The sequence below is a fragment of the Actinoallomurus sp. CA-150999 genome (assembly GCF_050942425.1).
Lineage (GTDB): Bacteria > Actinomycetota > Actinomycetes > Streptosporangiales > Streptosporangiaceae > Actinoallomurus.
The window spans coordinates 11,164,235-11,177,962 of sequence record NZ_CP192063.1 but is presented as its reverse complement, the minus strand read 5'-3'; the positions used below and the strand labels follow the sequence as shown (position 1 = coordinate 11,177,962).

Sequence of the window (13,728 nt, the reverse complement as noted above, 5' to 3'; positions counted from 1 at the left end):
CAGGGCGTCAGCGTCGGCACGGCGACCGGTAGGGCAGCCCTGGAACGTACAGCCGCCATTCCGCCGGGGTGATGGGGTCGCCCGCTCCGGCGCACACGTTCGAGGCGACGTGCTCCGGGTCGGTGTCCCAGATCCACACCTTCTTGCCGTCACCGCCGGCGGCGAGGGTGCGCCCGTCCCGCGCGAAGGCCACCGTGAACATGGCCCCGGTGCCGGCGGTCAGCGCGCCCAGCTGCGCGGGCCGGCGCCGGTCGTGCACGTCCCACAGCCAGACGGACTCGTCGGTGTCGGCCGCCGCCAGCGTACGGCCGTCGGGGGCGTAGGCGAGCGCGTACACGTATCCGCTCGGCCCGGTGAGCGTCGGGCCGGCGAGGGCAGGCCGTGCGGGGTCGGTGACGTTCCACAGGCGGATGGTCCGGTCGGCACTGCCTTCGGCGAGCGTGCGGCCGTCGGGACTGAAGACGACCGAGAAGACGTAGCTGTCCGGGCCGGTCAGCGGCGCGCCGAGCTGCCGGGGACGTCGCGGATCGCGCATCGACCACAGGCGTACCGTCTTGTCCACGCTGCCCGCGGCCAGCGTGAGCCCGTCCGGGCTGAACGCCACGGAGTAGACGTACGAGCCGAAGCCGGAGAGGGCGGCGAGCGCGATCGGATGCGCGGGGTCGGTGACGTTCCACAGCCGCACGGAGTTGTCGTCGCTGCCGGTCGCCAGCACGCGCCCGTCCGGGCTGAACGCGAGCGTCTCGATGTTCAGCGAGTGCGCGCGGAACGCCGGGCCACGCGGGACGGGACGCTGGGGATCGGTGGCGTCCCACAGCCGTACCGTGCCGTCGCGGCCGCCGACCGCGAACAGCCGCCCGTCCGGGGCGAACACGATAGAGGTGGCGAAGCCCGACGCGTTGCGGATCGCGGGGCCGAGCCGTCGCAGGGCCGGCACCGACCAGAGCTGGGCGTCCGCAGCGCCGACGAGCAGTACGTGCCCGTCCGGGCGGAACGTCACCATGCTCACGACATCGGAAGAGGTGCCCAGCACGGGAGCCGGCAACCGCCAGACCCGTACCGTTCCGTCGGCCGCGCTGGTGATGATCGAGGAGTGGCCGGTGTCGAAGACGACTCCGGTGACGGGGCCCGGATGCTGGAACGTGGCGGTGACCTTGTGCGCGGCGACGTCCCACAAGCGCACCAGGCCGTCGGAGCCGGCGACCGCCAGTTCCGACGCGTCGTGGCCGAACGCCAGGGCGTTCACCCAGCTCGTCGCGCCGCTCAGCGGCCGCCCGAGCCGGGTGGGGTGCCGCCGGTCGCTCACGTTCCAGAGCCATACGAGGTTGTCGGCGCCGCCGGCGGCGAGGGTGCGGCCGTCGGGGCTGAACGCGACCGCGTACACGCGCTTGGCCGGTCCCGCGAGCGGCGGCCCCAGGGCGGCCGGGTGCCGGGGATCGGAGAGGTCCCACAGGCGTACGGTGTGGTCGTCACTTCCGGCCGCGAGGGTGCGGCCGTCCGGGCTGAACGTCACCGACTGGATGTAGCTGCGGGCGCCGGACAACGGCCGGGCGAGCGCCTTCGGGTGGTGCGCGTCCGTCACGTCCCACAGGCGTACCGACCGGTCGCCGCTGCCCGCCGCGAGGGTGCGCCCATCCGGGCTGAACGCGACGGAGTACACGAGGGCGGCCGGACCGGTGAGCGGTGGCCCCAGGGCGGCCGGGTGCCGCGCGTCGGTGAGATCCCACAGGCGTACGGTGTGGTCGCCGCCGCCCGCCGCGAGGATACGGCCGTCGGGGCTGAACGCGACGGAGTAGATGATGTCCGCCGGTCCCGTGAGCGCGGGCGCGATCGGGCGCGGAACACCGGGCACGGTGGCGTCCCAGAGCCGTACCGTCCGGTCGGCGCCGCCTGCGGCCAGCAGTCCGCGCGAGCTCAGGGCAACTGCCTGCATGACGCCGGTGGAGCCCAGCAGGCGCGTGACCGGCGGCAGGGCCGAGGAGTCGATGAGGCTGGAGCGGGCCTCCGCGGTCGGCGCGATCCGGTACGCGGCGAGACTGAGCTGGGCGGCCAGCGAGACGTCCTTGTCCCGTACGCGGTTGGCGCGTCCCGCCACGAGCCGGGAGATGGCGAGGTTCCGTTGCCGACGGGCCGACGCGCGCTGTTGCAGGGCCACGACACCCGTGGTCACCGCGAGGAGAAGGAGGGCGACGAGCGCCGCGATCGTCTGGCGCAGGCGGCGGATGCCCAGCCGTTCCTGACGCACGCTGGTCTGGAGGAATTCGCGCGCCAGCGGTGACAGCTCGTCGTGGTGGTTCGAGCCGGCCCATTCGCGGGCCGCGGCCAGCCGCGTGCCACGGTAGAGCACCGCCGGGTCGCGGTGCTCGCGCTCCCACGCGTCCGCCGCGTCGGCGAGTTGCTGGGCGACGATCCTGCCGGTGCGGTCGGCGTCGATCCAGGCGCGTAACCGGGGCCAGGCGTGGATGAGCGCCTCGTGACTGATCTCCAGCGTGTCCAGGTCCGCGGTGATCAGCCGCTGCTCGATGAACTCGTCGACCACCGACTCCAGTTCGGTGGAACCGTGGAGCAACTCGGCACGGGACACCCGGCGACGCGTGTCCGCGGCATCGGTCGAGACCCGTACGAGCCGCAGGAAGAGGTGCTCCGCGAGCCGGCGCCGCCGAGCGTCGAGGGCCGCGAACGCGGCCTCGGCGGTCTGTGCCACCGCCCCGGATATCCCGCCGCTCTCCCGGTAGTGCGCGGCCGTCAGCTTCTTGCGCTGGCCGCGTTGCCAGGTCGCGAGGAGGGCGTGGGACAGCAGGGGCAGCGCGCCCGCGTTCGCGTCGGTGGCCGGAGCGAGGTCGCGCAGGACCAGATCGACCAGGCCGTCCTCGACGTCGAGCCGGGCCTTCCGCGCGGGTTCGAGGATGGCCCGGGAGAGCTCCGCCTCGCTCATCGGTCCGACGATCACCTGTGACCCGTCGAGTACCCCGGCGAGCGCGCGGTTGCCGAGCGCGTGGGGGTAGAAGTCGGCGCGCAGGCCGAGGACGACGGTGACACCGTTCATCTCGCACAGGGCGGAGATGAACGCCTGGCGTTCGTCGTCGGCGCAGACGGTGAAGACCTCTTCGAACTGGTCCACCACCAGGACCGATCCCTCGGGCATCGGCTCCGCGATCTCGGCGAGGGGGTGGACGCCGGGGGTGATCAACCGCCAGGGCCGGTCGAGAGAGGGGATCAGGCCGGCGCGCAGCAGTGACGACTTGCCCACACCGGACGGCCCCACCAACGCCATCACTCCCGTGCCGGACTCCACCCGCGCGGTCAGCGCCCGGGTCGGCTCCTCCCGGCCGAAGAACCAGTCGGCGTGCTCCGGCTGGAAGCTCGCGAGGCCGCGGTAGGGCGCCGGTGCGTCCGAGCGGGCGGGGCCGGGTGTCCGCCGGACCCGACGCAACGCCTGCGACCACTCCTCGAGCTGGCGCGGGTCCGTCACGCCACAGGAACGGAGCAGATCGGCGAGCAGGCCCGGTGGCTTGAGGGGTGGGAGATGACGTCCGCTGAGGTAACCGCCGACGGTACTGCCCGGGACGCCGGCGGCCTTCGCGAGGTCTCGGACGGTCAGCCCCGCGAGTTCCTTCGCCAGGTTGAGCTCGCGGGCGAAGTCCTGGCGCGTGGCGATGCCGGCGGGGTCCGGCTGCCGGCCGGGTGAATCGGGCGGAGCTGGCAATGGCGTCTCCGGTGCTCCGGGTGTTGTACGGCCTTGTACGAGTATTTCACGATCCCTTTTTCCACGGTCGTACCTGGCGTTTCTCTGAAGGTGCCCGATATGGGCGACGGGAGACGAAGGAGATCATGATGAGTACTCGGACGGGCGAGAAGTCGATTTACCGGCTGTCTCTTTCTTGGGTGCAGGGTCGGCCGCCGTCCTGCGGCCGACGCTTCGGCGGGCAGGGCGAAGAGGACGGTGACGCCGGCTGAATTCCATTCGGAATCTCATGCCGGCCGAGGGCGGGAGGCGCGAGCCCGCAGCCGCCCGCCCTCGGCCGCCCAATCCGGAACCTGTGGCGGTCGGATTGGCCCGCTATTCGCCACAAACGGAGCTGTTAACCGATGTTCGGAGCCAGCCACGATGGCGGCTATACCGGACGATCTCATCCCGCGGAGGTACTCGTGGACGCTGCCCGGCTGGCCGTCAATGCCGTATCGATCCTCGCCGCTCACCTGCCCGAACTCGCGGACGACGCCGTTCGGGCCAAGACCGATGCCGCGTTGGGCGCGCTGTACGACATCGTCGGCAAGCGGCTCGCGGCGGATGGCGCGACGGCCGCATTCGTCGATTTCACAAAAGATCCTGACAACGGCCGCCAGGTCGGCCGGCTCCTGAGCAACGCGATCGCCGCGGACCCGAACTACCGCGCCCGCCTCGCGGCCGCCGTCGCCCGCGCCGAGGGCGACGACCGCTCTCGCACCTCCGTATCGCAGCGCGTCTCCGGAGGCACGGTCGGCAACATGATCGGCCGGGACAACAACGTCGACAACAGCGTACGGAGGACCAACAACACCGGCGGGATCTTCGTCACCGTGGTCGTGCTGGCCGTCATCGCGCTGGTCGCCTACGTCCTCTACCTCGGCGGCCGAGCGGCCTACCGGGCGATCTCGCAAGGTCTGTCGGCCGGCTCGACCTGCGCGCAATTCCTGGACGCCGATCAAGACACCGAGCAGCGCGCGATCGTCAAGATCGCGGCGTCGGAGAACGTCGGGGGCGCGGGCAGCCCGCTCGCCCTGCCCGCCATCAGGTACGACTGCAGCTCGGAACCGGACGCGAAGCTCGGCGCGGTCATCGCCAAATTCCGCGGGCAATTCTGACGAGAGCACGCGGAAACGGTTACCCGGTAACGGCCGGGTACGTTCCAATAACGATCTGACCGTTCTTCGGCCCCCTGAAAGTGGAAGGAGGTGAATATCGCGGCGCACCGCGCGTACCATTCGGTACCGGCGTGGCGCCGAACGGGGTCGGAGATGGTCGATGCCATTTTCTGGGGACGGTCCAACAGGGGACGAGGAGAAAGAGCGCGCTCGCGAGGTCGTGAACCGCTGCCTGAGAGCCATGAAGGCCAGAGGGCTGCCGGGATCGGCCGCCGACATCGCGCGCAAGCTCGACCTCCCGGACGGGAGCGTAAGGAAGATCCTCTCGTGTCAGCGGCCGTTGAGGCCGGAATTCCTGCGTGACCTCGGCATGCTCGCCGGGCTGCCGGTCGTCGGCCTGTTCCAGGCCATGGGCTGGCTTCCGGAGGACGAGGTCACCCAGACGCCGCCCGGTATGGCGGGCCGTCTGGGGACGGCCCTCGAACTCCTAGGAGATACGCTGCCGCTCATCGAGCGGCTCAGCGGGCCGGCGCCGCTCGCGCCTGTGGCGGCGGCGCAGCTGGTCCTCGGCGATCGTGACGGCGCGGAGCGCTACGACGTCCGGCTGTCGCAGGTCGTCTCCGGTGAGCGATACCGCGCGGTCACGAACGCCGTCGCCGAGTTCCTGCCAAGGGACGGCGCGACACCCCTGCCCTATGAGATGGCCGAGGAGATGGCGTACACCGCCGGGCTCAACTGGCGGCCGACACCCGAAGACGTCGCGCGGCACCCCGGCCACAGCGCGGTCGCGCTGGAGCTCCAGGCCCGCACGCACAGCCTGCGGCGAGACGGTCAGGAGTACAGCTGGCAGGGCGGGCCGGGGCACGTGACGTGGCGATCCGTGGCACAGACGTGGCCGACGCACCTGCTGGTGCAGGATCCGATCGCCGGTCGCCAGCTCGCCGTCACCGAGGGCGCACCGGTCTGCGAAGACCAGCGGCCCATCGTGGTCGTCGGCGGTCGGCACGGCACCGGCCTGGCCGCGGCTCTGCTGGCCGAGGCCCTCGGGCGGCAGTTCGTGCTGGTGCGCAATGACATCGAGGTGGCGCGGCACGGTCAGGTGCGGGCGGTGCCACCGGACGCCCACCGGAGCCGGACCGGTGCCTGGATCGAGGTGGCCCGGCACATCGCCCGGGTGGCCGAGGACGGCATCGCCTGGCCGGCCGTGGTCCTTGTCCGGCCCGCCGCATTCGAGGAGAAGGGCGTCGGCGCGCGGATCCACGCGTACGCGCTGCGCCTGCTGCGCGAAACGCCGGCCCGGATCATCTACGCGCGTACTCCTCCCGCATTCCTGGAGTGGTGGGGTGCCCGGATCGAGGGCGATCACGATCCCGGCGAGCACGACGGCGCGCAGTGGGCGGCGCGGACCGCGCGGCTCTACGCGGAGATCGAGACCGTACTCGCCGAGCGCCGGGCAGGGGATGACCTGTTGCTGCGCGTCCCGGATCCGGAGGGCGCGCTCCCACCGCACGACCCGGCCGTTCCGGCGGAGATCATGGACTGGACGGCCCGGGTCGCGTGGACCGCGATCGAATGGCTGGCCGGGCGGGACCGCGGCCTGCCGGACCGCCTCCGCCGCGGCCACGTGAAGAGATGGCGGGGGCTGCTCGCCGCCGACCCCGACGCGTCCGTGCCCATCCTGGACGACCTGGCCTGACCCGTCCACGGCGTATCCGCTGGTGACGCCCCACGACCGTGCCCTCAGTGGCCCGGGCGACCGCGCGGACCGGACAGTGCGCGCCAAGGCTCACCTCGACCCGGCATCTCCTGGGACAGCGGTCGGTGTCCGGGATGCGGCGGGAGCCTGCGGGAGCGCCTGCAGGAGCGACCCGTTGTGCACCAGCCAGGTCGCCGTCTGCAGGTCCGGTGTCAGGTAGCGGTCGTCGCCGAGCGGCCTGATGTAGTGCCTGATCGCATCCTGCAGGCGCCGGGTCCCGGCGCCGAGCGGCAGGCCCGACATCTGCCCGGCTATCAGGTCGACGCCCTGTGCCGACATCAGCAACTGCACCGCGAGTACGGTCTCCAGCCGGTCGAGGTTGCCCTGCAGGTTGCGCACCGACGCCATCGCCATGGTGTTGTGGTCCTCCTGCCCGAACTTCGCCGGGCGGGACAGCACACCGGCGGGCGCGGCGCGTACCTGCATCTCGGGGACCAGCGCGGTGGCCACGGACTGTACCTGGACCATTCCGGAGTTCAGTCCCGGGGTACCGCCGGCGAGGTTGGCCGGCAGGCCGTAGCTCCACGTCGGCGACAGGAGCCGGGCGGACAGTTCCTGCGACAGGACGCCCAGATCGGTGATCTCGGCGTTCAGGGAGTCGGCCGTGTGCCCCAGGAGCGAGCCGTCCCAGTTGCCGCCCATGACGAACTCGTACGCGCGCTGGTCTTTCTGCGGGAAGACCAGCGGGTTGGACGTCGAGGAGTTGGCCTCCCTCCGCAGGACCGTACGCGCGTCGTCGAGCCCGTGGCGGAGCACGGCCATGATGTGCGGGGCCGCCCGCACCGACACCGCGTCCTGGATCCGCGGGTGATAGTGGACCGGGTCGAGCCGCCGGCGCCCCTCCTCCGTCATCCATCCGGAGCCGCTGACCAGAGCGCGGAGCCGGGCCGCGACGGCGCTCTGCTCGGGGAAGTGACGTTCGGCGTGGGTGCGGGCGTCCAGCGAGCTCTCCTCGGCCCGGGTCGCCTCCATGAACAGCCCGAACGCCCCCTCGGCCTGGTCGGCGAGCGCGGTGGCCCGGTGTACGGCGTCGAGCAGCGATGCCGCGACGACGGTGCTGCCGCTGACGATCGGGAGCGCCTCGCCCGCCTCCAGCACGAAGTCCCGGGGTAGCCCGGCCTTGGGCAACATCGCGGACGCGGGGCCCTCCTGGCCTCGATACCGCACCGGCGCGTCCTCGCCGATCGCCGCGAGCCCGGCGGCGGCCTGCGGCTGCAGGTCCCCGGTGCCCAGCGAGCCGATCTGCGGCATCCGTGGCGTGACCCCGGCGTTGACCAGTGAGAGCAACCGCTCCGGTACCTCTGGGCGGACCCCGAAGGTGCCCCTGGCCATCTGGTTCGCCTTCAGCACCAGGGCCAGCCTGACCACGTCGTCCGGGAACGCGGGACCGACTCCCGCGGCGTTGGACCGCAGGATGGACCGCTGGAACTGCCGCTGCTGATCCGGCGTCAGCGGCTTGTCCTTCAGCGGTCCCAGCGCCTGGTTCCAGCCGTACACCCGCTGCCCTGAGGCGATTCTCGCCAGCGCTCCCTGCCGGGTCTGGACCATGTGGGCGCGCGTGGCGGGCGCCAGCCGCACCGACACCGCGTCGCCGTCCAGGATGGCGAACGCCTGCTCGACCGACAGCGACGCGCCATCGAGGACGAGGGTCCGGGCCGGGGACGCCGGGCCACCGGTCGGGACGCCGGACGGATGGACGGCAAGCGCTCTGGCGGGCATGGTCAAGCCGGCGAGGCAGACGGCTCCCACGGCGATCCGCGCCGTACCAGTGATCAACTCATCCCCCGAGACCTCCGGTATCCGGTCCGAGACCGGCTCAGAGCCGTGTGTAGCCCTCGCGGCGGGCGGAGGGGAAAGCGGCTCAGCGGTTGTTGCCCGAGCCTTGACCGGTGGACGAGCTGTTCTGGCGGGACGAGGAATGCGGCCGGCTCACGGCAGCGCTGGTCACAGGTTCTGTACGGCGGTCCACGTCCGATCGAGAACGGCGTACATCACGAGAACGACGTTGAACGCCCAGAACGTGATCGTCACCCACAGGTCGCGTTGCCGGGCCATGGCGTCCTCCCCCGAACTGGGCCCTCTCAACACGTACGGCCATGCCGTGCCGCACGCTCATTTTATATCTATCACTTGCTCAAGCCTGCAACTATCGTGGGCTTCGGAGGGTCCGGTCGTGCGCTCGCGACCTACCCTCCGACCTGAGGGGTGCGTCCGATCGCCCGTTCGCCCGCGATCGCTTGAGGCCTTTGTCCACATCTGATATTTGTACAGTTCTGCAAATGTCGAGTGGTCGGCCCGGCCGGCACCGTTGCTGAGCGTGTCGATGCGATGTTGCGGCCCGCGGGCGGGATCATCCGATCCGGGCTGAGAAGGCGTGACCCTCGCGTTCGGCGAGCGGACGATCGGGAGACTGCATGGCATTGCGTCAGGCTGAACGGCCCGCGGTGTCGGGTCGCGGACCGGTTCCGGTCGCCGGATTGTGGCGGGCGCTGGGCCTCACGATGGCCTCGGTGTTCGTATGGGGCGTGGCGCACGTGGCGGCGGGGCGTCGCCTGGCCGGTGCGGCCCTCATGGGGCTCTACGGCGTGTTGGTGTCCGCCGCCGTGCTGTCCGTGCTGCTGTTTCAGGAGAAGCTGCAGCAGATCGCGGTCCAGCACACCTGGCTCGGCGTCATCACGATCGGGATCCTCGCGCTCGCCCTGACCTGGGCGCTGATCATCATCCGCTCCTACCAGGTGGTGCGGCCGGTCGGCCTGCCGCCCGCGATGCGCGTCGCGGCCGGCTCCCTGGTCGTGGTGATGACGCTGTTGGTCTGCATGCCGCTGGTGTACGCGGCGAACACCACGTACGTGCTCGGCAACACGCTGTCGAACATCTTCCCCGGGGAAGATCATTCCGGCCAGCCGGTGAACGCCGCGAACCCGTGGAAGAACCTGCCTCGCCTGAACGTCCTGCTGCTGGGCGGTGACGGCGGGCAGGACCGTACCGGCATCCGCACCGACAGCATGACCGTCGCCAGCATCGACACCAAGACCGGCGACACCGTACTGTTCGGCCTGCCCCGGAGCCTGCAGAAGTTCCAGATGCCGCCCCGGCTGCAATCCCGGTGGCCGGACGGTTACACCGGAGATCCCGGGGATCAGGGCCTGCTGAACGAGCTGTACATCATGGGTGAGCGGCACCCCGAACTCGAGCCGGGCTACAACAAGGGCCAGCGCGGCCCGCATCTGCTCGAGGACGTGATCGGGTATCTGCTCGGCCTGAAGATCAACTACTACGTCCTGGTCAACCTCGGGGGCTTCAAGGACATCGTGAACGCCATGGGCGGCGTACGGGTGCACATCGAAAAACGGCTCCCGATCGGTGGTGAACCCGAACGAGGCATCCCACCGTCCGGCTACCTCGAACCCGGCTGGCACAAGCTCGATGGCGAAGACGCCCTGTGGTACGGCCGCAGCCGGCACGCCGATGACGACTTCCATCGCATGGATCGGCAGAAGTGCCTGTTGAAGGACATCGCCGACCAGGCCGACCCGCAGACGGTCGTCACGCATTTCGAGAAGCTGGCCAAGGCGGCGCAGAACACCATCTTCACCAACATCCCCTCGGCGCTGCTGCCGGCTCTGGTGAAGCTGTCCGGCACGGTCAAACACGGTGCCGACCTGCAGAACCTGGCGTTCAACCCGTACAAGCTGGCCGGGTTCCACGTGTACCAACCCGATGTCGCTCTCATGCGCCGGGTGGTGGCAGGCGCCATCACCGGCAGCCAGAACCCGCAGCCGCCGAGCACGTCCCCCTCCGCGGCGAAGAAGAAGCACACGGCGCGCAGGCCGGTGGCCGCCACCGCGACGCCGACGAGTGGCGGCGGGGGCGCCGTCTCGCTGAAGAACGCCTGCGGCTGAACCCGAGTCCATGAACGTACGACTCGGGACCTGGGCTGCGGGAAGTGTCCGACGCGGCGACGTCGTTTGCGCATCAGTGGTCTCCTCAGGGAGGCTGGACGGTGGCTGAACAGACATGGAGGTTGTCGTGACGGATACCGTTGCCGGCGAGCCGGAGTATCTGTCGCCCGAGTTCCTTCAGGACATGGCGGGCACCTTCGGGCTGCTGGCTTCGACGATGCGTCTGCACATCATGTGGGTGCTGGCCCACGGAGACTGCGATGTCGGGACGATCGCCGGATACGTCGGCGGGAGCGTCCCGACGGTCAGTCACCACCTGGCCAAGCTCAAGCTCGCCGGGCTGGTGCGGTCGCGCCGGGAAGGCCGTCGCCAGATCTATCTGGTCGACGACCCGCACATCGTGACGGTCGTGCGGCAGATGGTCGACCGCATGCGCGATCGGTCGACCGGCTTGGGACGCCGCCGTGGCGTGGGCGCCTGATCCCCTTCCCGACCTCGCCCCACCGCGGCCTGACGCGGCCGACCGGCCACGACTTCCCGACGTACGCGGCCGGCTCGCCGAATTCGCCTCGATGCCGATCCATCAGGTGCTCCGGCGGCTGGACAGCGGGCCGCGGGGCCTGGAGGAGGACAAGGCCCAGGAACTGCTGGCACGGCACGGCGACAACGTCATCGCCGGTTCGCCCGCGCCGCATCGGGGCGCCAGGCTCTGGCACGCGCTGACCAACCCGTTCGTCGGGATCCTGCTGGTCCTCGGCGGCGTGTCCGCGGCACTCGGGGCCTTCGGCGCGGCCGCCGTGATCGGCGCGATGGTGGTCATCAGCTGCTGGCTGCAGGTCCGCCAGGAGCAACGCTTCGACCGCGTCGCCGCGACCCTGCGGGCGATGGTGGTCAGCACGGCCACCGTGGTCCGGCGCGCGAGCGCCGACGCGTCGTCGGCCGCCCGGGAGGTACCGACCGACCAACTCGTCCCCGGCGACGTCGTGAACCTGGGTCCCGGTGACATGGTCCCCGCCGACGTACGGCTGTTGCGATCGGCGGGCCTGGCCGTGGACCAGGCCGTGCTGACCGGAGAGGCGCTCCCGGTCGCCAAGCACGCCACTCCGGACGAAGCGGTCCCCGACATCGCGGCCGTCCGGTCGGCCGGCGACCTGGGAACCATCGACTGCCCGTGGCTGTGTTTCATGGGCAGTACGGTGACCACCGGGACCGGGACCGCCGTGGTCGTCGCCACCGGCGCCGCGACGTACTTCGGGGCGATGCACGCCCACCTGGCACCACGACGTGCCGAGACCGCCTTCGACCGAGGAGTCCGGGGCGTATCGCGGGCGCTCATCGGCCTGATGCTCGTCTGCGCCCCGCTGGTCTTCATCGTCAACGCCGCGGTGCACGGCGTCCGGTTCGCCGCGCTGTGGTTCGCCATCTCCGTCGCGGTCGGCCTCACCCCGGAGATGCTTCCGGTCATGGTCAGCACGGCACTGGCCCGAGGAGCGCGAGCCGGCGCCCGGCACAACGTGATCATCAAGCGGCTGCCGGCCATCCACAACCTCGGCGCGATCGACGTGCTGTGCACGGACAAGACCGGAACGCTCACCCAGGACCAGGTGAGCGTCGACTGCCACATCGACACCGATGGACGTCCTGATCCACAGGTGCTTCGCTGGGCGGCGCTGAACAGCGCGATGGCGGCGCACGGCGACACGGTCCTGTTCAACGAGCTCGATGAGGCGTTGCTGACCTACGCCGAGCAGGCGAGCATCCCGGTCGATGACGTCACCGCCGTGGACGTCATCCCCTTCGACTCCACCCGGCGGCGCGGCAGCGTGATCATCCGAGCCGGCGGCCGGCCGGGCACCGACATCCTGATCACCAAGGGGGCCGTGGAGCAGACCCTCGACCGCTGCACCCGGCTGCGCCGCGACGACGGCGACGTCCCGCTCACGACGGCGGACCGGCAGCGGCTGCGTGAGGTCGGCGACCGGCACGCCGCCGACGGGGTCCGGCTGCTGGCCGTCGCCATCGCCGACAGGCCGGCGCGCCTCCGCCCCTATCGCCCAGAAGACGAGCAGGGACTCACGCTGGTCGGGTTCGTCGGCTTCCGCGACCGTCCCCGGGAGTCCGCGGCCGCCGCGGTGACGTCCCTCGCCGCGCGCGGTGTCACCGTGAAGGTCCTCACCGGAGACCACCCGCTGGTCGCCGAGCGGATCTGCCGCGACGCCGGGATGGACCCCGGGCAGATCGTGCTCGGCGACGACATCGACGCGCTCGGCGACGCCGCACTCGGGGACCTGGCCGACCGGACCACCGTGTTCGCGCGCATCGATCCGGAGCAGAAGGCCCGGATCGTCCGCGCGCTGCGAGCGGCCGGCCGAACGGTCGGATTCCTCGGCGACGGCGTCAACGACTCACCGGCCCTGCGGGACGCCGACGTCGGGATCACCGTCGACGGCGCCGTCGCCATCGCGCGCGAGTCCAGCGACGTCGTACTGCTGCGCGGCGACCTCCTGTCGGTGGCAGAGGCGATCACCGAGGGCCGGCGGACCTTCGCGAACATCAAGAAGTACCTCGAGATCACCATCTCCTCGAACTTCGGGAACGTGCTGTCGATGCTGGCGGCGAGCGTGCTGCTGCCGTTCCTGCCCATGCTGCCGATGCAGATCCTCGTCCAGAATCTGTGCTTCGACCTGTGCCTGCTGCCGCTCGCCTTCGACCACGTCGACGAGCGCGAGCTCCGCCGACCACGCACCTTCGACTCGGCCCGCCTGACCCGGTTCGTGCTGTGGCTCGGGCCGGTCAACACCCTGGCCGACCTGGTCGCGTTCGGCATCCTGCTGCACATCACCGGGGACCACCCCGCGCCGGCCGCGCAGGCGTTGTTCCACACCGGCTGGTTCGTTGAGAACCTGCTCACCCAGGCGGCCGCGGTCCACCTTCTGCGCAGCCGCCGGCTGCCCTCACTGCGCGACCACGCCGCGCTCCCCGTGCTGCTCGGCACCGCCGCGATCGCGGGCATCGCCATGGCCCTGCCGTGGTCCCCCCTGGCCGGCGCGGTGGGAATGACCGCTCTGCCCACGGCCTGCCTGCTGTCCCTGATCCTCGTGCTCATCCTCTACTGCGTTCTCATCGCCGTGGCCAAGACCCTGTGGCACAGAGCCGACGGCCAAAAGAGCTTCGATACCGCCCGGCCCCGCGGCTGACGGCCCCGGATCCGGGCGGCGGCGCGGC

The 13,728-nt window shown here is 71.0% G+C and carries 7 protein-coding genes; 5 read left to right on the top strand and 2 right to left on the bottom strand.

Going from position 1 to position 13,728, the window contains the following annotated elements:
• Positions 1-7 precede the first annotated feature (7 nt).
• Entirely contained in the window at positions 8-3,706 is a 3,699-nt protein-coding gene (locus tag ACQP2O_RS51710) for a helix-turn-helix domain-containing protein (protein WP_433177557.1), read from the bottom strand.
• A gap of 443 nt (positions 3,707-4,149) precedes the next feature.
• Between ACQP2O_RS51710 and ACQP2O_RS51705 the strand changes: the two genes are divergently transcribed.
• On the top strand, positions 4,150-4,845 hold the full coding sequence (locus ACQP2O_RS51705) for a hypothetical protein (protein ID WP_433177555.1): 696 nt from the start codon (positions 4,150-4,152) through the stop codon (positions 4,843-4,845).
• A gap of 241 nt (positions 4,846-5,086) precedes the next feature.
• On the top strand, positions 5,087-6,541 hold the full coding sequence (locus ACQP2O_RS51700) for a hypothetical protein (protein ID WP_433177553.1): 1,455 nt from the start codon (positions 5,087-5,089) through the stop codon (positions 6,539-6,541).
• A 90-nt stretch (positions 6,542-6,631) separates the two neighbouring features.
• Here ACQP2O_RS51700 and ACQP2O_RS51695 read toward each other — a convergent pair whose 3' ends face one another.
• The gene (locus tag ACQP2O_RS51695; protein ID WP_433177551.1) at positions 6,632-8,377 is read right to left on the bottom strand and encodes an HAL/PAL/TAL family ammonia-lyase; all 1,746 of its coding nucleotides are present in this window, start codon (positions 8,375-8,377) and stop codon (positions 6,632-6,634) included.
• 638 nt (positions 8,378-9,015) lie between these two features.
• On the opposite strand from ACQP2O_RS51695, the gene ACQP2O_RS51690 reads away from it, so the two are divergent.
• The 3 genes from ACQP2O_RS51690 to mgtA all read left to right on the top strand — a co-directional run bounded on the left by ACQP2O_RS51690 (position 9,016) and on the right by mgtA (position 13,700).
• On the top strand, positions 9,016-10,503 hold the full coding sequence (locus ACQP2O_RS51690) for an LCP family protein (RefSeq protein ID WP_433177549.1): 1,488 nt from the start codon (positions 9,016-9,018) through the stop codon (positions 10,501-10,503).
• A gap of 127 nt (positions 10,504-10,630) precedes the next feature.
• Positions 10,631-10,984 (top strand): ArsR/SmtB family transcription factor, encoded by a 354-nt coding sequence (locus ACQP2O_RS51685; protein ID WP_433177547.1) that lies wholly within the window; start codon positions 10,631-10,633, stop codon positions 10,982-10,984.
• Entirely contained in the window at positions 10,968-13,700 is a 2,733-nt protein-coding gene (mgtA, locus tag ACQP2O_RS51680) for a magnesium-translocating P-type ATPase (protein ID WP_433177546.1), read from the top strand. The genes ACQP2O_RS51685 and mgtA overlap by 17 nt, the downstream gene beginning before the upstream one ends.
• The last annotated feature ends 28 nt before the right edge of the window (positions 13,701-13,728 follow it).